This is a genomic window from Paenibacillus solanacearum, assembly GCF_910593845.1.
Lineage (GTDB): Bacteria > Bacillota > Bacilli > Paenibacillales > NBRC-103111 > Paenibacillus_G > Paenibacillus_G solanacearum.
The window spans coordinates 326,372-348,290 of the sequence record NZ_CAJVAS010000003.1; the positions used below are offsets into that span (position 1 = coordinate 326,372).

A 21,919-nucleotide genomic window follows, 5' to 3' on the forward strand; every position below is an offset into this window, starting at 1 on the left:
GTATAGATGAGAGACGGGAGTCTGCGGAAGGCTCCCTCTTTTGTGAAAGGAGGGTCTGCATATATGAACAAGTGGAAACGTTTTGGCGAAAACGGACTGTTTCTTTTCCCGAGCTTGGTGCTGACGCTCGTGCTGGGGATTTACCCGATCCTTTGGGTGCTCAGGTATATGTTTTACGACTATCCGGGCTACGGCGTACCGAAGTTTACGGGACTTTATAATTTTCAGCGCCTGCTGGGTGATGCGCAGTTTTGGGAAGCAGTCACGAACACGTTTATTTTTATGGGCGGCAAGCTGCTGATTACGCTGCCTTTGTCGCTGCTTCTCGCTGTGGTGCTGAATGGCAAGCTGCGCGGAAGACAATGGCTCCGCGCCGTTTATTTTATGCCGACGGTGGTTAGTACCTCGGTAATTGCAATCGTATTTTATATTATTTTCAATTCGTATAACGGTATGGTGAACCGCATTCTGCTCCAGCTGCATCTGATTGACCAGCCGATGGACTGGCTTGGACCGCAATATGCGATGCTGACGGTCATCTTGGTGGCAGCCTGGGGGGCATTCGGCAATTATATGCTGCTGTTTCTGGCCGGTCTGCAGAGCATCCCGAGCGACGTATACGAGAGCGCCGCGATTGACGGCGCGAACAGCCGCCAGAAGCTGTGGTACATCACGATTCCTATGCTCGGACCCGTGATGCAGATGATCATTATGCTGGCGATCATCGCATCGCTCAAAGGCTATGAAAGCATCATGGTGATGACGGAGGGCGGGCCTGTCGGCAAAACGGAGGTCATGTACCTGTACCTCTACAAGCTGCTGTTTCCGGTTTCGTCATCGACGCCGGCGGTCCAGCAGTTTGGATACGGCAGTGCGGTCGGGTTTGCAACGGCAGTCATTGTCGGACTGATTACAGGTTTGTATTTTTATTTGTCCAAACGGATGAATAAGGTGTATTAGGGGGAGGGAGCGATGAACACCATGAAAACGATAGCGAAAGCCTCCCCAGCGAGGCCGCTCATTCAAATGCCGGGCAAGGCGCTCGGCAGGCTGCTTCTGTGGGTATTCCTGCTGGCGGTAGCCGCTTTGAGCATTTTCCCCGTCTTGATGGCGATGCTTGGCTCCGTCAAGACGACGGTGGAAATCATGACCGGCGACAGCGTGCTGCCCCAGGTTTGGAAGTTTTCCAACTATGCGGATGCCTGGAAGCAGGTGAAATTTGCGCAGTATGCGTGGAACAGCCTATTTGTCAGCATTGTCTCGACGATCGGCACACTGCTCGTTGCAGCCATGGCGGCTTATGTCGTAGACCGCCGCGACTTTCCCGGGAAGCGGCTGTTCGTCACGCTGCAGGCGTCCACCATGTTTATCTCGGTCGGGGCGGTTGTCCTGCGGCCGCAGTTTGATTTGATGGTAAAGTTGAACTTGAACACGTCCCTATGGGGGGTTATTCTGATTCTGGTCAGCGCGCATGCCAGCACCTTCTTCTTGCTGATGGGCTTTTTCAAATCGATCCCCAAGGATCTCGATGAAGCGGCGATGATTGACGGCTCCAATTTCATGAAGACATTTTTCCGTATCATTTTACCGCTGCTCACACCGGGACTTGGGGTAGCAGGGCTGTTCGCGTTTCGGCATGCGTGGAATGAATATATTCTTCCGCTCGTATTTACGATGACCAATCCGAAGCTTCAGACGCTGACCGTGGGACTAGCGAATTTGCGCTACGGCTCCTCGGCGGCCATGCAGACGAACCTGATGATGGCCGGCGCCTGCCTGTCCATCGTGCCGATCCTGATCATCTACGTGCTGGCAAACCGTACGTTCATGCAGGTGACGGCAGGATCGGTTAAGGGATAATTTCAAGAAGAGAGGATCGGTGTTCAAAAATGACACAACTAAGTTATATGCGGCTTCCGGCGGAGGACGTGCCGGTGTCTAATGACGTGGACGTGCTTGTGGTTGGAGGCGGTTCGGCCGGCATCGCGTCGGCCATTGCCGCCGCGAAAAACGGAGCCCGCACGATGCTGCTCGAGCAGCGCGGCTTTCTCGGAGGCATGGGGACGCTGGCTCTCGTTCCCGCCTTTTGTCCGTTCAGCGACAAAGAAAAGGCCGTCGTTCGCGGCATTGGGCTGGAGCTGATGGATCGCATGAAGCGGGCATGCAGTCCCGATTACTTCAACCGCTACGAGGAGCAGCTCGACTGGGTACCGATCGACGCGGAGGTGCTGAAGCGGGTATACGACGATGCGGTGCTGGAGCACGGCGTGAAGCTGCTGTACCACACGTTTGCGCCGCAGGTGCTGCTGGATGCCGAAGGCAAGCGCATTGAAGGCGTCGGCATCGTCAACAAGAGCGGCCGCTCGATCATACGCAGCCGCTATGTCATCGATGCTACAGGCGATGCGGATGTCGCGGCGCTGGCGGGCGTGCCGTTTCAAAAGGGCGGCGACGAGGGTGAGCTGCAGCCGGGCACGATGTGCTACGTGCTGGCGAATGTGGACCGCGCTCGCTTCGAGCAATTTGTTGCGGAAACCGGCGATACCGGTCAGCTGCACAAGGCGGTCGAGCAGGCGATTCACGATGGCGTGCTGCCGGAAGGGCGCAAATCGATCTCGGGTCTGGCCTGGATCGAGAATAGTCTTGTGGGCGTGAATTTCGGCCATGTGTTCGGCATCGACGGCACGAAGGCGGAAGACTTGACGCGCGGCGCCATCGAAGGCCGCAAGCTGGTCGAGGTGCAGCTGGCGTTCTTCAAGAGCCGCGTGCCCGGTTTCGAGCGTGCGCATCTTGCGGCTACCGGCGAGCAGATCGGTATACGCGAGACGCGGCGGATCCAGGGCGATTATGTTCTGACCGCGGACGATTTCATGGCGGCGGCAAGTTTCCCTGACGATATCGCCCGTAACGCCTACTATATCGATATTCATTTGGCGAACAGCAAAAGCGCGATGAAATTTACCCACCTGCCGCCCGGACAGTCGCATGGCGTTCCTTACCGCTGCCTGCTGCCGGTTGGCATCGATAACCTGTGGGTAGCCGGGCGGGCCGCATCGTCCGACCGAGCGGTACAGGGCTCTCTGCGGGTCATGCCGAACTGCTTCGCGATGGGCCAGGCTGCGGGTACAGCGGCTGCGCTCGCGCTGCGCGGCGGCTTGCTCGGCTCGCGCGGCGTGGGGATCGAAGAGCTGCAGCGCGCGCTGCTCGAGCAGGGCGCATGGCTCGGCGAAAGAGAGGCGGTCCGATGACGGACAGATGGAGAGGACGAAGCTGGTGCACGCTCGGGGACAGCATTACGGCGGCTAACGGGTTCCAGCCTTTGTTGAAGGAGGCGCTCGGCTTCGCGAGCATCCGCAATGAAGGCCGGGGAGGCTGCTCGATGACTGCGGGAGGCGACCGTGATGCAGGTTCGACCGTACGCGTCGGTACAGCGATCACGGAATGTTTCGACTGTGTGACGATATTTGCGGGAACCAACGATTACCGACTGAACAAGCCGCTTGGACAGCTGAAACCGGTAGGCGGGCCGTTTGATGTGTTCACGTTTTACGGGGCGTACCAAACCTTGATCGAGCATCTGTTGACGCTGCATCCGGCCAGCAGGCTCAATCTTTGGACGCCGCTGCAGCGGGACAAGGACGGCTATGACATGTATCATGCCAACGAGGAGGGGCGCCTTCTCGCGGATTATGCCGATGCGGTCGTTGCCGTCGGTAAAGTGTACGCGCTCCCGGTGCTTGACCTGTACGCGACAAGCGGCTTCTCCAAGCTGACGCTGGATGTCTTCACATCCGACCGGCTTCATCCGAACGAAGCCGGTCATCGGCGAATCGCTGATCTGGCGGCTACTTTTTTGAGAAGCATGTGATCCATATTTCAAGGAGGAATTGTTTATGACTCTCCCACACATCGGAGCGCTGAAGTCCAGTCCGACGATTATCCGTTACCCGGGTAATCCCATCTTAACCCGGCACGATGTACCCTATAATCCGGCACTCGTGTTCAACGCCGGCGTCACCAAATTTCAAGGCCAGTATGTGATGATCTTCCGCAATGATTACGGCGATCCCGAGAAACAGACGCTTCTGCCGCACAACACGACCAACATGGGGATTGCCTTCAGCAAGGACGGCATTCATTGGGACGTGCGCCCGAAGCCTGTCTTCGGCATTCCTAATGACGAGGTCATCCGTACGTATGATCCCCGTCTGACAGTGATCGACGGACGCTGCTATTTGTGCTTTGCCGTCGACACGAAGCACGGGACACTCGGAGGCATCGCGGTAACGGATGATTTCGAGCATTTCGAAGTGCTCAGCATGACGACGCCGGACAACCGCAACATGGTCTTGTTTCCCGAGAAAGTCGGCGACAAATACGTCCGTCTGGAACGGCCTTTCCCTGTGTACAGCAGAGGAGGCAAAGACCGGTTCGATATCTGGATCTCCGATTCGCCCGATCTTCGGTACTGGGGGAATTCCCGCCTGCTGCTTGCAGTAGAGCAGGTAAAGTACGCGAACGATAAATTAGGTCCGGGCGCTCCGCCGATTAAAACCCCGAAGGGTTGGCTGACGCTGTTCCATGCGGTCGATATCGATCCGTCGCGCGGCAAAAACGGCTGGGAAGATACGTGGAAGAAACGGTACACCACAGGCGTGATGCTCCTGGATCTGAACGATCCGGGCAAAATCATCGGGATGTACAAGGAACCGCTGATGGTGCCGGATGCCGATTACGAGAAGGATGGCGGCTTCCGCAATCACGTCATTTTTCCAGGGGGAATGATCTTGGAAGAGAGCGGCGAGGTGAAAATATATTACGGCGCGGCCGACGCCTATGAATGCTTGGCGACAGCGCACGTGGATGATCTGCTTCGCCTATGTTTGGAATAGACGTCTTTTTATACGATTGTTGACTATGAAACATGCGATGATATCTGGGTCCAGGAATGATGAATATAGCAAGCAGTAAAGCAACGCAATGGTTTACCCATATGCATATCAAAGGAAGTCCGGTCGATTTGCCGGACTTCTTTTGATGTAATAGGAAGACGCCGATCGCAATCTGGCAGGAAGCAGTCGGCTGGCTGACCTCAGCTCTATTCAGGTTAGTGCAATAAAGGGGCTGAAGGTTATAATAAAGCATGCAGCTTTATTATAAATGAGCCCTATGAAGAGGATGCAGATCATGCCGATTAATTCTTACGAAAACTACCCAATGAGCTGGAAGCCTTCGATCGATAAAACCGAAAAGCCGATTTATAAAGCACTCGCATTACAATTGCAACAGGATATTAAAAACGGCGTTTTATTACCTGGAACAAGACTCCCCTCACAGCGGGAACTGGCCGATTTTTTGGACTTAAATTTGAGCACGATTTCAAAAGCGTTCAAAATGTGTGAGCTTAAGGGCTTATTAAGTGCAGCGGTCGGCAGCGGGACATTTGTATCGTATGATGCTTTATCCAATGCTTATTTACTTGAAGATACGAAGCCGAAGCATTTAATTGAAATGGGAGCAACGCTACCAGATAATGATTCATACGAGCCACTGCTGCTGCAACTGAAAAGTATGCTGCAAGAGCCGGATTATGAAAAATGGTTTGGTTACGGTCGAGCAGGCGAAAGCCTTTGGCAAAAGGACGCAGCTGCTACGTTCATTCGAAGAGGCGGGCTTGTCACAACAGCCGATCGAATTTTATTTGCTAATGGCGGTCAAAACGCTATTGCTGCCACGCTTGCGAGTCTATGTAAGCCCGGAGATCGCATTTGTGCCGACCCTCATACGTACCCTGGCTTAAAAACGGTTGCGGCGATGCTCAGTGTGCAAATCGTACCCATAAAATCAGAAAACTACGAAATGAGTCCGACTGCCTTGGAATATGCGTGTAAAAACGACAATATTAAAGGCATTTACTTAATTCCGGATTATCATAATCCCACAGCCGGCATCATGTCTGTTGAGAATCGACAAAGGATTGCGGCCATTGCCAAAAAGTATCATCAGTTCATTATTGAAGATGCTTCGTATCGTCTTCTCATCGAACAACCGCCTCCAGCAGTCGCATCATTTGCACCGGAACAGGCCGTCTACATTGCGAGTTTGTCCAAGTCCATCGCACCGGGGTTACGGTTAGCTTATGTAGCCGTGCCGAGTCAATTCAAAGAGGCAATTTCAAAGGCACTATATAATTTGAATGTTTTCGTTTCGCCGTTATTTGCCGAATTGGCAGCGCGTACTATCGTATCTGGCCAATTCGAAGTTCTAATTGAGGGCCATCGCGAACAGGCTGTCCGCAGAAATCAAATCGTTAACCGATATTTGGCAGACTACATGTGTTTAGGGCTTGAAACAAGTATATTCCGTTGGCTGCTGCTGCCAAACAAGATTACAGGTGCGGAGTTCGAAAGGTTAGCCGCGCAGCATGGAGTACAAGTGTATGCGGCAGACCGATTCGTAGTTGGAAATCGTTCTCCGGAGCGTGCGGTACGGATTGCCGTCTGTGCGCCAGCAACAGTTGAAGAGTTAGAAGAAGGCTTAGCGATCCTTAGACATCTGCTAGACGAGCTTACATAATATTGTTTGCCATACAATTATAATATTGTATGGTTTTTGTTGTGCGTGTTATGATGGGACATATTCAAGCTTGGTACGTATAGGGGGGATGGAAATATGTCGATCCAAACAGCATCAGCAAAAGAGAAAACGCATATCAGCAGGGAATCATGGAGGGACTATGCGGATTCCCCGGAGAAGCAGCGTCAGTTGTACAAAAGAACGATGATCATCGTGATCGCTTCTCAAATGTTTGGCGGTGCGGGATTGGCCGCAGGGATCACGGTTGGGGCGCTGCTTGCACAGGATATGCTCGGAAAAGACAGCTATACAGGGCTTCCGACCGCATTGTTTACGTTAGGTTCAGCTGCCGCGGCGCTCATCGTTGGTCGCCTGTCCCAACGCTTGGGGCGTCGTACGGGGCTAGCTGCAGGTTTTTTAGCAGGCGGCCTTGGTGCTGTGGGCGTCGTCCTGGCATCCGTCTTTCATAATATTGCGCTGCTCTGTGTTTCGCTGCTGGTTTATGGAGCAGGTACGGCTACCAACTTGCAGGCAAGATACGCCGGTACGGATCTGGCGCTTCCGACTAAGCGGGCCAAAGCCATCAGTATTGCTATGGTCTTCACGACATTTGGCGCGGTTGCAGGACCGAATCTGGTAACGATTACGGGTCGGCTGGCCGCTTCTATGGGCGCTCCTGCGTTGTCCGGACCATTCATGCTGGCCGCTGCCGCCTATATTTTAGCAGGACTGGTACTGCTCATTTTCCTGAGGCCTGATCCTTTAATCGTAGCCAAAGCCATTGCAGAAGTGGAGCATATTAACGATCGTCAGAAAAAAGAGCAGCAACGGGATACGCTGGAAGCGAGTGTTAACAAACGTGGGATCATTGTTGGTGCGTCAGTGATGGTATTAACCCAAATTGTGATGATTGCCATTATGACCATGACACCGGTTCACATGAAGCATCACGGACATGGACTGGGTGAGGTGGGTGTCGTAATCGGTATCCATGTTGCAGCAATGTATTTGCCTTCGCTGCTCACGGGCGTACTCGTCGATAAGTATGGACGATTGCCGATGTCTTATGCTTCTGGAGTTACCTTGCTCTTGGCAGGCTTACTCGCTGCATTCGCACCCGGCGAGTCTATGGTCCTTCTTGTTCTTGCGCTTGCGCTTCTTGGATTGGGATGGAATTTTGGTTTAATTAGCGGAACAGCAGCGATAGTGGATGCCACGCCTCCACAAATACGCGCGAAGACGCAAGGAACTGTGGACGTTCTGATTGCTTTGTCCGGGGCATCCGGAGGTGCATTGTCCGGCATGGTTGTGGCTCAGTCCAGCTATTCGATACTGTCCTTGTCTGGGGGATTTCTGTCCCTGCTGCTTATACCGATTGTCTTGTGGTTCCGGAGGAAGGGATGATCGCATGAATAAAAGAGGTTCCCGTCCGTCATTTTTTATTGTCAGCTTTCCAATTTTATGAAATAATGTGCTCAAGTCCAATCGAAACGGAGAGGGATCGGATTGGAGCTCATACCATGTTGTAAAGTTACTGACGGGAGTGTATAACATGAATTTACCAGAACTTTTAAGTATGGCCCCGACCGTATTTGCCGTAGGGGATGAGTACCAGATTATGGTACCTGTTTCTGCAGAGTGCCTGATGTGGGTTGAAATAAAAGAAGAACGCTATTATGACGATTCTAACGGTATTCTTCGTTCTCATACGACACTGCACCGCATCAGTGTGCCGTGTGAGGCGCTGAACGATGCTAGAGAGTATACCGTCTGCTACCGGAAAATGATCGAACGCAAGCCCTATCACCCGATAACGGAGGAGGTTGTTCGTCATCGGTTTTCTTTCCGTCCTGTTGAGGGGGACAGGATCCGTATTTTTCATATTGCCGATGCACACAATCGTGTAGAGTCTCCTATTCTGGCCGCACAGACCAAGGAGGGGGAAATCGATTTACTCGTGCTGAACGGAGATATCCCGGATCACAGTGGAAAGCTTGAAAACTTTGACGCCATTTACCTCATCTGTGCTGAAATTACACAGGGCCGCATTCCTTGTGTTTTTTCCAGAGGCAACCACGACACCCGTGGAATCTACGCTGAACACATTGCCGAATATACCCCTACACAGCACGGAAATTCCTATTTTACTTTCCATGTAGGAAAGCTTTGGGGGCTGGTGCTCGACTGCGGTGAGGACAAGGATGATTCCCATGCAGAATACGGCAATACCATCTGTTGTCATGCATTCAGAAAGCGGCAAACCCAATTTTTGAAAAAGGTGGCACAGGCACAGGAATACAATCAATACCTATATAAAATTGTCGTTGTACACAAGCCATTCACTTATGTGCAGAAGCCTCCCTTTGATATCGAGCAAGATATTTATAAAGAGTGGTGCGATATCCTGAAGAGTGAAATTAAGCCGGATCTTATGATGAGCGGTCATCTGCATAGAACCGCGGTCTGGATGCCGGGATGTCCCGAGGATCATCTGGGTCAACCATGTCCCGTCGTAGTGGGGGCAAAGCCTCTTCCGAAGGGGGAAGACGGGAAGGCAGGCTTTATCGGTGCGGCAATTACGTTGGATGAGAGCCAAATATCGGTACAGTTTGTGGACGATAAGAAGAATATTCTGGAAGAGATTCAATTCGAACACTGATATTTATTTCTTCATTGCCGCGTACATCGCGGCTTTTGTATTTTAGGGGATCAAGTTCGCGTCACAAACCATTAGACGCAGAACTTGATCCCATTCCTGATTATTTCATAACCTTACAGCGCTGCTACACGCACAGCACGATCATAGGCCTGGTTAACAAAGGTGCCATAATCCCAGGCAGCATACGGATCGTGGGTATTGCGGCCGGGCTTGTTGGTACGGGTCAGCTCAAAGGTCAGGGGGCCTTTGAATTGATGGCGGCGCAGACGATCCATTATGCCCTGCCAGTTGGCCACGCCATCAAAGGGCAGCAGATGGGAATCGTCATGCCAGGTGATTTCGCTGCCGGTAATGCCCAGGTTGTCATTAAAGTGGGTGCCGATCAGTTGATCGCCGTATAGGGCCATCATATCCTTGGAGCGGTTATAGCACATTTCGTGACCGGTATCCCAGCAGAAGCGGGTAGAAGGATGTCCTTTCAGCTCCGTCATAATCTTTGCCAGATATTCCTCGCCTTCGGTATTTTCAAAACCCAGGTACACATTCCGATCATCGGCGAAACGGCACAACCGTTCAAAGCGCTCAATGCCCAGGTCAGAAGGTGTATGCTTGTCAAAACCGATGATCGCATGGACGATGGCAAGCGGCACCTGATGATCCGCGCAGTCCTGCACGCAATCCATCAGTACTTTCAGAAAGGCTTCACCGTCCGGGCCCTCTTCCCATATCTTGTCAACGTTGTTGAAGGGCGCATGGATAGATTGGTAGATTAAGCCAAGTTCCTTGGCCCGCGCGGCCCACTCGGCCACCGGAGCTCCGGGTCTCCATTCGGAAAAGAAGCCGTCAAATCCGGCCTTTTTGACCAGCGCAAGTCTTTCTGCCATAGGAAGATCAAAGCCCAACCCCGTATTAATGCAAAGCTTATAGGATGACATCGATGAATTCTCCTTTCAATTTCTGAACAGGTTCGTTTGGTGTAGAGTTGAAGCATAGGTACCGGTTCACTAGGTGATTTTGTCGTTTCCTGTATATATATTCGGCAACGATTTCCAGATTCCTTGGCAATAGAGAAAGAAGACCGAAAAACCGCGAAGTATTGGGAGGATACGACGATAGCCCAATACAACTAGGCTGAAGCGCATCGATCAGGCTATCGAAGTCTAATCAACAGGGGCCGTTGAGATGCAGCGAGACGTGATCGGGCAGAACTTTCTGGATTTGCTCCCTCAGGAGCGGATCCTCATGCACTCGTTCGTCCAGGAGGACGACGATGCCCTTGTCGCTGCTCGTGCGTATCAAGCGGCCCATACCTTGGCGAAGTCGAAGCAGCATATACGGCAGATCCACCTCCTCGTAAGGTTGTACGGCATCCTTACGTTTAGCGTTGAACACGGGATCGTGGGGCGGGAAGGGCAGGGACCAGATCGTTACATTCGACAGTGCCGGCCCGGGAATGTCAAGTCCTTCCCATAGGCTGACTGCGCACAGCACGCCTGCTTGCTCCCGCTGGAAGGAGGCGATGAGATGGCTGATCTCCTTGTCGCCTTCGAACAGGAAGGCATAAAGCCCGTAATCGGGATAGCATAGGGCATGCTGCTTGAATTGCTGCAGTTCCTCCCTCGAGGGGAATAGCAGCATGGCACGGCCCTGCGTCCGCTTCAGGAACGTAAAGGCAGCATCCATTTTATCCTTTTCTCGCCCTTCAAGCGAATGGAGTGGAAGCTTCGGGGCGAACACCATCATTTGTTGTTCGTAATCATACGGCGACGGAACGGAAAAAGATAAAGGTTTTACGATCCCGAGACTTTCCGTCATGTAGCGGAAAGATCCGTCAACCGATAAAGTGGCAGAGGAGAAGACGATGGGGAGATGCCGACCGAACACGGTCTCCTGAAGCACATCTTTCACCTCTCGTGGCATAATCCACAGAATGAGCTCGCCGCCGCTCACGGTTGCCCATGTGATCAACGAAGGCGTGTGCTGAAAATGGCGCATTGCGCTCTGCAGCATCTCCAGATGCTCATCCACGAGCCGAAGGTGGTACTCGCTCAATGAGTATAATCCGGCTTCCACAGCCAGCTGCTCTTCCAGCTGTGACAGTTCATACCGGAACTTGTGGACCTCCCCCAGCAGCGGCTCGCTCAGCATCACCGTCATCCGGTCGGAGCCGGGAACCGGCTGTACATGACACTGGAGCGCCCCGAACATCGCTTGGCACTGCTCTAGGGTTTGTTCGACCTTCCGTGCGAGCGCTTCCCGGACGCCGCTTTGCAGTACCCTCGTGATGATCTCTTCGAACAGGCTAATCTTCAGCTGATACGTGAGTGCCTTTTGTGCTGCAAATTCAAGTAGATGTCCTTCGTCGAATACGATCGCACTGTGATCCGGGAGGTAGGGCAGCTGGCCTGCTCGTTTGCGGCTGTCAGCGGTCCACAGATGCTCTGTATAGTAGTCGTGGGAGCACACGATCAGATCGCTTGCATGCCGGTAATTCATGCGAGACAGTGTCAAGCCGCAGCGGTGTCTTTTATCGCAGATGGTGCAGTCCTGGAAGATGTCCCAATTGATCTTCTTCCACTGGGCGTCGTTCAGTTCGGAATAATCTTTGCGATCACCATACGCATGAAAGTGCTGCAGCGAGTCACGTGTCCGTACGAACGGAGGAAGCCCGCGGTAGATGGATTCGAAGACGTCCGCCTCGGCATCGGAATACCGGGCGTCGTGCAATTTATTCAAGCACAAGTATTGTTCCGGCGACTTCGCAAGCCTGGCATCGATCGACAGGCCGAGGTGTGAGGAGAGTTTGGCGATATCGCCGTCCTGCTTCACAAGCTGCTCGATCAACGATTCGTCGGCGCAGGAGATGACAGCCGGTTTCTTCGTATAGTAGGCATAGTTAATCGCATAGAGCAGGTACACGAGTGTCTTTCCCGTGCCGACTCCGGCTTCAGCGAATATCGTCTTTTTCTCAGAAAAGGCCCGTTCCAGCTGAAACGCCATGAAGATCTGCTCATCGCGGATTTCAAATCCAGCCTCCGGCAAAATGTCGTAGAATACATCCGCAACCCAGTCCCGCAGCTGCGAAAGGAACGGTTGGGAGGGGGTAAAAGGGAAGGGATACTGTTTTATTCGAATACCTCCTCGGCCTTTTCGCTCCAAATAATAACGGACGCATTGGGATCACCGACCAGTTCAACGAATTTCTTGAAAATCATCTTGTCAGAACCACCGTTGATGAACAAGGAGCCGCTTGCTGGACCTACTTCCGAATGTTGGACCATAAAACCTCTCCTTTAGATGGGATGCCCTTGATTTATACCCTCCTAATCTACAGGAGAAGCCGGCAGAGAACCAGACTGTTTTTTACACCCAGAATATGGTATAATAACGATAACAGGATACGAAAACAACACAAAAAATGGGGTCCTCTTATTAAGCGTTTTTTTGTGGGGGGCCCGGTTTAGAGGTCGCATATGTTGCGGCTTTTTCGTTTTTGCCTATAAATGTATGGTAAAATTGTCCCAGTAAGAAATAAAAGAATGGTGCGAGGAGATTGGACCGGAATGCAAACCGTTTACATATTGTCGGGACCAGCAGGGGCTGGAAAGTCAACAACCTCAAAGGCATTGGTTCGTGCATTGAAAAACAGTGCATATATTTCAGGGGACTACGTGAGTTATATGCATGTTAGCGGCCGTCAGAAGCCTTGGGAAAGTAAGGGTGAGCTATCCCTCATTTGGAATAATATATTGAGTTTGACACAAACATTTCCTTGATACAAGTCACAATAGCGTTGATGCGATCGAGAGGAACTGTCACAAGGACAGCTCCTCTTTGAGTTATACCATGAATCACATGAAAAAACGGCCAAACATCGAGATTCTGTGTTTGGTCGTTTCGTTTCATTTATCTTGTTTCAGAATGATGCCTACTGCTTCCTTACCTCAAAGCTTCCTGCATTTTTAATTGAACTTCTTTTCACTAAAAGGAAGTAGGACAGCATCGCGGCTGCGCTTGTTGTCAAAATAATGACACCGAGCGGAACAGCCGTGCTTTCCCCCGCAATGCCGACAAGCGGAGAAACGACAGCCCCAAGCAAAAAGGGGATAACGCCCATCAGTGCTGCCGCACTGCCAGCCATGTGGCCCTGGCTCTCCATCGCAAGAGGAAAAGCTGCCGTGGATGTAATGCCGATGGCCGCTACGAAGAAAACGAGCGGAATCACGAGCGCATACAGCGGCCCGTGGAACATCGCAACCAATAAAACGGCGATGCTGGCCGCACCGGCAAGCCATAGACCGAATAGCAGGAAGGTCTGCTCCGACACACGGTGAGCCATTCGACCGACCAATTGCGAGCCGATAATCAGAGAGATGCCATTGGATCCGAACAACAGAGCGAATACCGTAGGGGAAACTCCGTAAATATTTTGATAAATAAAAGGAGTTCCGGAAACGTACGCGAATACCCCCGCGATCATGATTCCCTGTGCGAGCATATAGCCCGTAAATGAGCGATCACGCAAAAGCGATCCATAGTTTCGCAGTTGTTGAGTAAAATTGCTGGGACTGCGCCGCTCGACAGGCAGCGTCTCTTGGAGACTCCATTTGGTCATGGCGAGGAGGTACATTCCCAGCAGTGCCAAAGCGATAAATACGCCGACCCAGCTTGTAAGCGCTAGAACACCGCTTCCGGTTACCGGTGCCACCAGCGGTCCCAAATTTCCGACAAGCAAGAGAAGCGAGAAAAATTTGGTGAGCTCGTGCCCACTAAACATATCGCGAGCAATGGCACGGGAGATGACGATACCCGCCGACGCAACAAACCCTTGCACAAGCCGCGACAGGATCAGCAGCCAAATATTCGGTGAGATCGCACAAGCTACAGCTGCCACAACATAGATTGCCATAGAGATGAGCAGCGGCTTGCGCCTGCCATAGACGTCGCTGAGCGAACCCATGACCAGCTGGCCGACGCCAAGTCCCAATAAACAGGTGGTCAGGCTGAGCTGGACGAGGGAAGCGGTCGTACCGAAACGCTCAACAATTTGAGGAAAAGCGGGCAAATACATATCGATGGTAAAAGGCCCAAGTGTCGAAAATAAACCAAGCAGCAAAGCTAGTCTAACAGTAGTCTGTTTGTTCTTGTGAGTCATCGTATAAGTTTCTCCTATTTCTTCATTCCATATCCGGAACTCTTTTCTCTATATTTGTTACACCATATCACAACTGTACTCATTTTGACAACAGTTAAATCACGTTGGAGGTGATCGCTCATGCGGGTGCACAAAAATCAAGCCACCCGTAGGGCGGGTGGCTATCTCATCCTTACTTCTATTGCATCAATTCCGCAATCTTCTTATCGGCCTTTTCCTGTGCTTCCCGAAGCACGGTATTAATATCCTTCTTGTCGATGGCAATATCCTTGCGCATAGCCCGGATAATGGCCTGTACTTCTTTGTCGGCGATATTGGCCGGGGGGGTCGCAGAAGCCGGATATTTGAATATGGCGGCTGTGTTTTTGTCCTTTAAGGCTGGAATGGCCGTGCCGAACGCCTTCTTAACCCCGTCATCGTTCATGATCGTCACTTTGGCATTGCTGCTCAACAGGACTTGCTCCTCGCGGGAAGCCATCATCTGAAGCACCAGCATCGCCTGATCCTTGTGTTTGCTTGTTTTGGAGATGGCCAGCCCTCCGGCAATCGCATGTCGTCCTTTACCCGCGCTGTCGTCGAACGTCGGATTTGTCACCAAGTCCCAATCGGGCGCCATACCATTCGCCTGAGCCTGTACCAGGTCGCTTAAAGTTTTACTGTACCAATCCGGAACCATCGCAACCATCTTGTCTTTTATAAAGCCGTCAGGCGCGTACGCATATGTTTTCCCTGATACGAATCCGGGCATATTGTACATTTGATCGAATAGTTCCAATACCCTTTTATAAAGCGGGATATCGACCAGCGCTTTGTTCGTCTTCGGATCGACGAACGGCTGCGAGTAGGGGCTTACCAGATGATCCGGCAGCCGGAGGTCGACGCCGATATATTGCACACCATCTTGCATCCGGGTCATTTTGCGGGCGAGTTCCATAACGGCAGGCCACTGCATGTCATCCTTCGGGTACGGCACACCAAACTTGTTGAACAAATCCTTGTTGTAGAACATCGCGCCCGCACTTTGATAGTACGGCATCAACGGAAATTTCCCCGGCTCCAACCCTCGGACGGTTTGTACGGTCTGCGGATCCAGCTTGGTCAGATCAATCTGGAACTTCTTGATCAGATCCGTTAAATCCTCGGGTATCCCCAACTGCTTGAGCGGCATATACCAGTCGTTGTCGAGCAGAATGATGTCCGGCAAATCGTTGGCAGCAATCAGCTTCTCCAATGCTGCGGCTGTACCATTGGTTTTTGTCTGTAATTCAAGGGTAATGTGAGGGTATTTTTTCTTTAACGGTTCTACGTAAAACGTCTGAAAATCCACATCAGACAAACTGACCCCGTGAACTAATAATTTCAGGGTGACGGGATCCGTCGGCACCGTGAAAGCAGGAGCTGCTTCTTTTTTTCCGGAATCGTCAGGCGCAGCGGAACTTGGGCTTTTGGTTGAACTGCACCCCGATAAAGCTAAGGAAGCAGTAAGTAATAATGCGGTAAACGCTTTCAAAGATGGGTTCACTTGAAATCTTCCTTTCGGATAAATGTTTGTTTAAATATTCGAATGACGTTGCTCCCCCCGAGTCCATCGCCGGATCGGAAATGTTTCCCTATGCCTTGACTGGTGCAGCCAGATTGTTTTTGCTGATCGTGACAGGCTTCTTAGGCACCGTGTTCACCTCCGCTCCGTATTTGCCCTTATCCGCCGCAATCTCCTGTCCCTGGCTGCAGGCATGCAAAATGTAATCGCTGACATGATCATTTGTCCATATTCGATCATTTGCTTACCATAAAATAACTATACCATCTTAACCTTCATTCTGTAAATAAAGTCTTCTCTGCAATTGGTTTGTTTACCCGAACATGAATGAATGGCCTGTACACGTAAAACAAGAACACGCAGAGTGAAACACTAATCGACGTACTTCGGCACAGAAGCTTGCTGTAAATAATCATTGACTTGTATACCCATTTATGTAATTCATTAAGGTGGTTATCGTGACAAAGGACACGGATAAAACTAAAACTGGAGGAAACTAAATGTATGATTATTTGACTCATTATTACAGAAAAGATACAGCACCTTTTTACACTTACAGAAGCTAAGACTATTTTTAATAAGGATTTTTTGGCTGAAGTGGAGAAGACTAAATTTCCTGGAGGTGCTATTCCTTATGTCGAAGCACAAGTATGGAATCACGGTCTATTAAAAGATTATTATAGGAAATTAAGTAAATGAAAGATGACGTATACCGATTATACAACAATCAACTAAAAACCAGATGGTCAACACAAGCCACCGGGAGCACTTGGGTTAAGGCTGCTGAAAATAAAAACTAGCGGCTTCATTACGGGTAATAATTCCATTATATTACAGATGGGGGCGGCACAATGAACTTATCAAATGACTTCTACATCAAGGTCAAACAGATATATGGCGAAGTCGGTGAAAAATGGCTTGCACGGTTGCCAGACATTATCGATCAGTGTATCGAGAAGTGGGGTCTCCGCGACCTGGTGTTGTTAGACAATTTCTCCAACGCAGTACTGTTCGGAACCAGCAAGTCCTTTGGGGATGTTGTATTAAAAATTAGTATGGGTCCCACCTCTGAGTTCAAAGCTATATCTCGATTTAAAGAGCCCGCTATTTGTCATTGTTATGCCATGGAAGAGTCTCTATGTACACTACTTTTAGAGCGTGTTATACCAGGAAATGATCTATCAACGATTTCTTCTGAAGAGGAACGAATTAGCATAGCCGCTAACCTTATGCTACATTTGAGTGTATTTCCAAAGGCTGGAGATGAGTTTCCTACATACGGCCAAATGGTCAATGATCATTTTATTCGCGTGCGTCGGGGAAGAACTTTGGATGAGGGAATGCTTCTATATATGGAGTTCGCTAAAAAGTTCTTACAAGAAATACAGGTACTTAGACGGCTTCCCAAGCTACTGCACGGCGATTTACATCATGAAAATATACTTCAAGACAACCGCGGCCATTGGAAGGCAATTGATCCAAAAGGTGTAATGGGTGCACCTTTTCTGGAGAGCGCTCGATTCATCGTTAACGAAGTAGGACGGGCCGCAGAACATGAAAAGGCACGATCTCTTGCAACCATGGTCAAAATGTTCAGTAAAGCATTTAACGAAAGTCCGCGAATAATTGCGTATGGCGGATTCATTGATCAGGTGTTGATTCTTTGCTGTATGTACGAGAATAAGGAAGATCCACGTGATATCTTAAAGACACTGAACGATTGCCAAATATATCTCGACTTTATTGAGTCTTGCTCATAAAGTCGAAGCCCCATCTTTGCGCTTGAACCCCGACCGCCCCGCCTAATGGGCATCATTTCGCGTTTTTATCTATATAGAACGCGATTAATAAACCAACAATGCTCCATCAATCGCCAAATCGGGTAATGAAATGTAACAACGAAGCCGAGGTGGCGATAAAAATGAAGAACAATGAAATCAAGCGATTGAATGCAGCGATGAAAGATACAACAGATAAACGCCTGTATGAAAGGATTCTAGCCGTCCGCCTGCGTCTGGAAGGACACTCATTTACGGAAATCGGCGATTTGCTCGGTCGGTTTCGTCAAACCATTAGTATCTATTGGCAGAGCTATCAAGAGCAGGGCCTCGCCGGCCTGGAAAGAGGAGCCTCGCCTGGACAACCACCAAAGCTCACGGAAGAGCAACGCCATCAATTGGCCGCTATGCTGGAGCAACAGCAGCCAGCCGATGTGGGCTTTGAAGCGCGCTATACCTGGACGCTGCCGCTAGTGGCGGAGTGGATTAAGCGGGAGTTTGGCATCACAATGAGTGTGCGCGGCATAAGCGCGATGCTCAAAAGAATGAACTTCAGCTTCACCAAAGCGACCTATACGCTTGCCAAAGCCGACGAGCAGGCGCAGGCATTCTTTCGCAAGCATACCTTTGCACAGCTCAAGAAGCAGGTGGAAGCCGAAGCGATCGATCATCTGCTGTTTGAGGACGAATCCATGATTCGTTCTTATCAAGCGCTGCAGTACAACTGGTTTCCGCGTGGAAAGCAGCGTAAAGTGCCAACGTACGGCAAGCATGAAGGAGCCAAGTTGTTCGGCGCGATGAATTACGAAACGGGTCAGGTTCATCACCGGGAAGAAGAAAAAGCCGATGTAGCGGCCTTCATTCGCTTCCTGTAAGATCTGCTGTCAGCTTATTCAGATGGAAAGATCGCCATGGTGCTGGACAACAGCCGTATTCATCATGCGACCGGGTTACAGCCCTTTTTGAAAGAACACCCGCGTCTGCACTTGGTCTTTCTGCCGCCGTATAGCCCAAACCTGAATCCGGTTGAAGGACTATGGCTGTGGCTCAAAGCCGATGTGGTCAATAACGTCTTTTTTGAAAAGTTCTATAAGATTAAGCTTCACGTGGGCAAATTCATGAAGCGAATCAACCAGAACCCCATGGAAACGATTGACCGATTGCTGGTCAGGTTATGATATTAATTGCGGTTTATATACTTTACCTTCATGTAAATAAAGACAATTTAAAGATATGTCACAGTACGATGGTTTTATACTATAATTAAATACAGGATACATACAAGTTATTATAGAGTGTCAATACAATTTCCTTCACTTTTTTTCCGTCTGAGCTGTTTGTCCGATCCACTTCGATTCCGATACAACTAACGATCCTTCTGTCCAGTACAAACGAGCATACCCAAAAACCTGCGAATATTCGCTGCAGCCGTCTGCCCTTCAGGCTGTTGCGGATCACACAGCTTACTTGCTTATCACTGCACTCACGTACGTCCCAGGCTTATGAATACGGGGCGTCCCTTGGTTCTGCGATACGAATTTGGGAGGTAGTCAGGATGAACAGAAAAGTTTGGTTGATCGGGACGTGCATGGCAATTTCCGTACTGCAAGGATGCAGCACGGACAAAGGGGATGGGAACACGCCTGGAGAAACGGCAGCGGAAAAGCCGAAAGAGCCGTTTACGATGACGATTTACGCGGCGGGCGTAAAAGCGGAGGAATTTGACGACCGGTTCCGGGGGGCGCTGCAGAAGAAGTTCCCCCATATCACTTTCGAATACAAGACGAACGGCAAAGGTCAAGAGATCGCCGATTTGGTGACGGCGGGAACGATTCCGGACATCATTCGGACCGACGTTCCGAATTTGAGAAATAATTACATCGATCTGGATCTTGCAGAGGATTTGAACCCGTACGTCAAAAAGCATCAATATGATTTGAACCGCTTCAATAAAGTATTTATCGATGAAATCGTCGATGCGGGACGTACCGGGGCATTATACGGTCTGCCCGTTCCTCCGTATTTCCCGCATGTGCTTTATTACAACAAAGATCTGTTTAACCGTTTCGGCGTTCCTTATCCGAAGGACGGCATGAGCTTCGATGAAATCTACGAGCTTGCGAAGAAAATGTCGAGAGCGGACGGGAATAACATCTACCGCGGATTTTCAGCGGCGTCTAACAGCATTTTGCGGGACAATTTGTTCTCGCAGCCGATTCTCGACCCGCTGACCGATCAGCTTGCGAATCCGGACCGGTGGAAGGCGATATTTTCAAATTACAAGCGGTTTTACGATATTCCGAACAATCCGATCGAAAGCACGACCGCGAACGAAACGAACGCGTTCGCCAAAGGGAACGTGGCGATGCAGGTCAATCTTCACAGTGTGTATTTGATCATTCCGCAGGAAATCGATTGGGATATCGTTTCGCATCCTACGATGGAAGGCGCTCCGAAGCTGACGGCGCAGCGCGGGCCGGCCTATTGGTCGATCGCCAAAACGAGCAAGCATAAGGACGAAGCTTTTGAAGTCATTACGGCGATGCTGACGGACGAAATCCAGATGGAAGATTCCAAGAAAGGCATTCCCGCCACCGTAGTGAACAAGGAGATCAAAGATGCATTAGGCAAAGGGCATCCGCTCTACAGCACGAAGAACATGAGGGCGATCAGCTACTACGATCCGATTCCGTACACGCCGAAAAGAAAAGCAAACCTGCCGGATGTTCCCGGTTCCAAGCAGCAGGCGCTTCTTTTTCAAGCGTTCCTGGATTTTGCGCAAAACAAGGCGGATGCCAACACGGCGCTGCGCAAGCTTGACGAGCAGTTGAAGGCGGAAGTCGAAAAGGAGAAAGTAAAATAAGCGGCTCAGACGGTGGAATCGAAGCAGGTCGCGGATATTCCGCAGCTGTAAGCATACGGGAGGGATCATTGGATGACGATTTCAGAACAATGGCGCGAACGTCTGGAGCGGACGATTCCGTGGGGATCGAGCACGTGTTCGAAGGCGGCTGCATGGATGCCGGAGGAACCGGCCGTTATGGTGAGGGGAAAGGGCTGCCGGGTATGGGATGCGGAGGGAAAGGAGTATATCGACTTCCGTAACGGGCTCGGTCCGGTAACGCTTGGCTATCAATTCCCGGAAGTGGACGAAGCGATCCGAAGCCAGCTCTCCAGCGGTATCGTCTTCGGGCACCCTCATCCGTTAGAGTGCGAGGTGGCGGAAACACTATGCGAGCTGATCCCTTCCGCTGAGCAGGCGCGTTTCCTGAAGACGGGGGGAGAAGCGATGGCCGCGGCGATCCGAATTGCCCGTGCCAGCACCGGACGCGATCGAATCGTGCAGATCGGCTATAACGGATGGCTGAACGCGCTTGGGGGAGGAGGCCCGCTGCTTCCTGGACAGCAAGCGCCGAAGGCCGTCCTGGGGGTCCCGGCCGCACTGAGCGCCCTGCATCATACCGCCGGCTGGAACGATTTGCACGCGCTGGAGCGGCTGTTTGAAGCGTGCGGCGAACAAATCGCAGCGGTCGTCGTCGCCGCCGACTACGAACGGATGGAATGCGGCACAACATTTTATCCCGCGGTACGCGAATTAACGCGAAAGTATGGAGCGCTGCTGGTGTACGACGAAATCGTTACCGGCTTCCGCATCGCGATCGGCGGGGTCCAGCAATATTTCGGCGTGACGCCGGATTTGGCGGTATTCAGCAAAGGGATCGCCAACGGCATGCCTTTATCGGCGTATGTCGGCAGTCGTGAAACGATGGCTGCTTGCGGCAGGGGAGGAACGGTCATCTCCAGCACGTTCGGCGGCGAAACGCTGTCTTTGGCTGCTGCCAAGGCGACGATGGCCGTGTATCGGGAACGGGATGTCGTAGGCCATTTGTGGAGACAGGGCGAGCGCATGTGGAGCGGCTTGAACACGTTATTCGACCGTTGCGGCATCCCGCTTGAAGTGAAAGGATTGTGGCCGTGCCCGGCGTTTACCGTCAAGCCGGGGGCGGATAGCCGGGTCAAAAGCCGGTTTTTCCGGTCGGCTTTCAAGCACGGCGTGTCTCTGTATAACGTTTCATACGTCAGCTTCAGTCATCAGGATGAAGATATTGCGGAGGCGCTGCTCCGATTGGAGCGGGCCTGTGGCGACATGGCGTGACGGGGCTGAACATGAGCGGAGACGCGACTTAGCGCACGTTCGGAAATCAATTGGA

General features: G+C 51.2%; 16 protein-coding genes and 1 pseudogene. 12 read left to right on the top strand and 5 right to left on the bottom strand.

From position 1 onward, the window contains the following. Positions 1-63: 63 nt before the first annotated feature. From KXG62_RS05800 to KXG62_RS05835, 8 genes are all read left to right on the top strand, one after another. Positions 64-960 (top strand): carbohydrate ABC transporter permease, encoded by an 897-nt coding sequence (locus KXG62_RS05800; protein ID WP_218090979.1) that lies wholly within the window; start codon positions 64-66, stop codon positions 958-960. A 66-nt stretch (positions 961-1,026) separates the two neighbouring features. After that, a complete protein-coding gene (locus KXG62_RS05805) occupies positions 1,027-1,860 on the top strand; it encodes a carbohydrate ABC transporter permease (protein ID WP_246627313.1) in 834 nt (277 codons plus the stop codon). A gap of 29 nt (positions 1,861-1,889) precedes the next feature. After that, positions 1,890-3,248 (top strand): FAD-dependent oxidoreductase, encoded by a 1,359-nt coding sequence (locus tag KXG62_RS05810; protein ID WP_218090980.1) that lies wholly within the window; start codon positions 1,890-1,892, stop codon positions 3,246-3,248. Beyond that, positions 3,245-3,868 carry an SGNH/GDSL hydrolase family protein gene (locus KXG62_RS05815; protein ID WP_218090981.1) on the top strand — a complete coding sequence of 208 codons (624 nt, stop codon included), beginning with the start codon at positions 3,245-3,247 and terminating at the stop codon, positions 3,866-3,868. The genes KXG62_RS05810 and KXG62_RS05815 overlap by 4 nt, the downstream gene beginning before the upstream one ends. A gap of 25 nt (positions 3,869-3,893) precedes the next feature. Continuing rightward, entirely contained in the window at positions 3,894-4,892 is a 999-nt protein-coding gene (locus KXG62_RS05820) for a glycoside hydrolase family 130 protein (protein WP_218090982.1), read from the top strand. Between the two features lie 295 nt (positions 4,893-5,187). Continuing rightward, the gene (locus tag KXG62_RS05825) at positions 5,188-6,576 is read left to right on the top strand and encodes an aminotransferase-like domain-containing protein (protein WP_218090983.1); all 1,389 of its coding nucleotides are present in this window, start codon (positions 5,188-5,190) and stop codon (positions 6,574-6,576) included. A gap of 96 nt (positions 6,577-6,672) precedes the next feature. Further along, a complete protein-coding gene (locus tag KXG62_RS05830) occupies positions 6,673-7,980 on the top strand; it encodes an MFS transporter (protein ID WP_218090984.1) in 1,308 nt (435 codons plus the stop codon). Positions 7,981-8,128: 148 nt separating this feature from the next. Next, a complete protein-coding gene (locus KXG62_RS05835) occupies positions 8,129-9,235 on the top strand; it encodes a metallophosphoesterase family protein (protein ID WP_218090985.1) in 1,107 nt (368 codons plus the stop codon). Positions 9,236-9,348: 113 nt separating this feature from the next. Here the strand turns inward: KXG62_RS05835 and KXG62_RS05840 are convergent, their stop codons facing one another. The 5 genes from KXG62_RS05840 to KXG62_RS05860 form a co-directional block, all read right to left on the bottom strand. Then, complete coding sequence (locus tag KXG62_RS05840; RefSeq protein ID WP_218090986.1) at positions 9,349-10,170, bottom strand: sugar phosphate isomerase/epimerase family protein; 822 nt, start codon at positions 10,168-10,170, stop codon at positions 9,349-9,351. A 229-nt stretch (positions 10,171-10,399) separates the two neighbouring features. Then, a complete protein-coding gene (locus KXG62_RS05845; protein WP_218091038.1) occupies positions 10,400-12,364 on the bottom strand; it encodes an ATP-dependent DNA helicase in 1,965 nt (654 codons plus the stop codon). Then, the gene (locus tag KXG62_RS05850) at positions 12,361-12,516 is read right to left on the bottom strand and encodes a hypothetical protein (RefSeq protein ID WP_218090987.1); all 156 of its coding nucleotides are present in this window, start codon (positions 12,514-12,516) and stop codon (positions 12,361-12,363) included. The genes KXG62_RS05845 and KXG62_RS05850 overlap by 4 nt, the downstream gene beginning before the upstream one ends. Positions 12,517-13,163: 647 nt before the next feature. Further along, the gene (locus KXG62_RS05855; RefSeq protein WP_218090988.1) at positions 13,164-14,390 is read right to left on the bottom strand and encodes a multidrug effflux MFS transporter; all 1,227 of its coding nucleotides are present in this window, start codon (positions 14,388-14,390) and stop codon (positions 13,164-13,166) included. A 178-nt stretch (positions 14,391-14,568) separates the two neighbouring features. Then, positions 14,569-15,717 (bottom strand): ABC transporter substrate-binding protein, encoded by a 1,149-nt coding sequence (locus KXG62_RS05860; RefSeq protein WP_246627314.1) that lies wholly within the window; start codon positions 15,715-15,717, stop codon positions 14,569-14,571. A 1,064-nt stretch (positions 15,718-16,781) separates the two neighbouring features. Between KXG62_RS05860 and KXG62_RS05865 the strand changes: the two genes are divergently transcribed. The 4 genes and pseudogenes from KXG62_RS05865 to KXG62_RS05880 all read left to right on the top strand — a co-directional run bounded on the left by KXG62_RS05865 (position 16,782) and on the right by KXG62_RS05880 (position 21,864). Then, the gene (locus KXG62_RS05865) at positions 16,782-17,690 is read left to right on the top strand and encodes an aminoglycoside phosphotransferase family protein (protein ID WP_218090990.1); all 909 of its coding nucleotides are present in this window, start codon (positions 16,782-16,784) and stop codon (positions 17,688-17,690) included. A 161-nt stretch (positions 17,691-17,851) separates the two neighbouring features. Beyond that, positions 17,852-18,886 (top strand): annotated as a pseudogene (locus tag KXG62_RS05870) (IS630 family transposase). A 377-nt stretch (positions 18,887-19,263) separates the two neighbouring features. Further along, positions 19,264-20,571 carry an ABC transporter substrate-binding protein gene (locus KXG62_RS05875; protein ID WP_218090991.1) on the top strand — a complete coding sequence of 436 codons (1,308 nt, stop codon included), beginning with the start codon at positions 19,264-19,266 and terminating at the stop codon, positions 20,569-20,571. Positions 20,572-20,643: 72 nt separating this feature from the next. Next, positions 20,644-21,864 (top strand): aminotransferase class III-fold pyridoxal phosphate-dependent enzyme, encoded by a 1,221-nt coding sequence (locus KXG62_RS05880; protein ID WP_218090992.1) that lies wholly within the window; start codon positions 20,644-20,646, stop codon positions 21,862-21,864. The last annotated feature ends 55 nt before the right edge of the window (positions 21,865-21,919 follow it).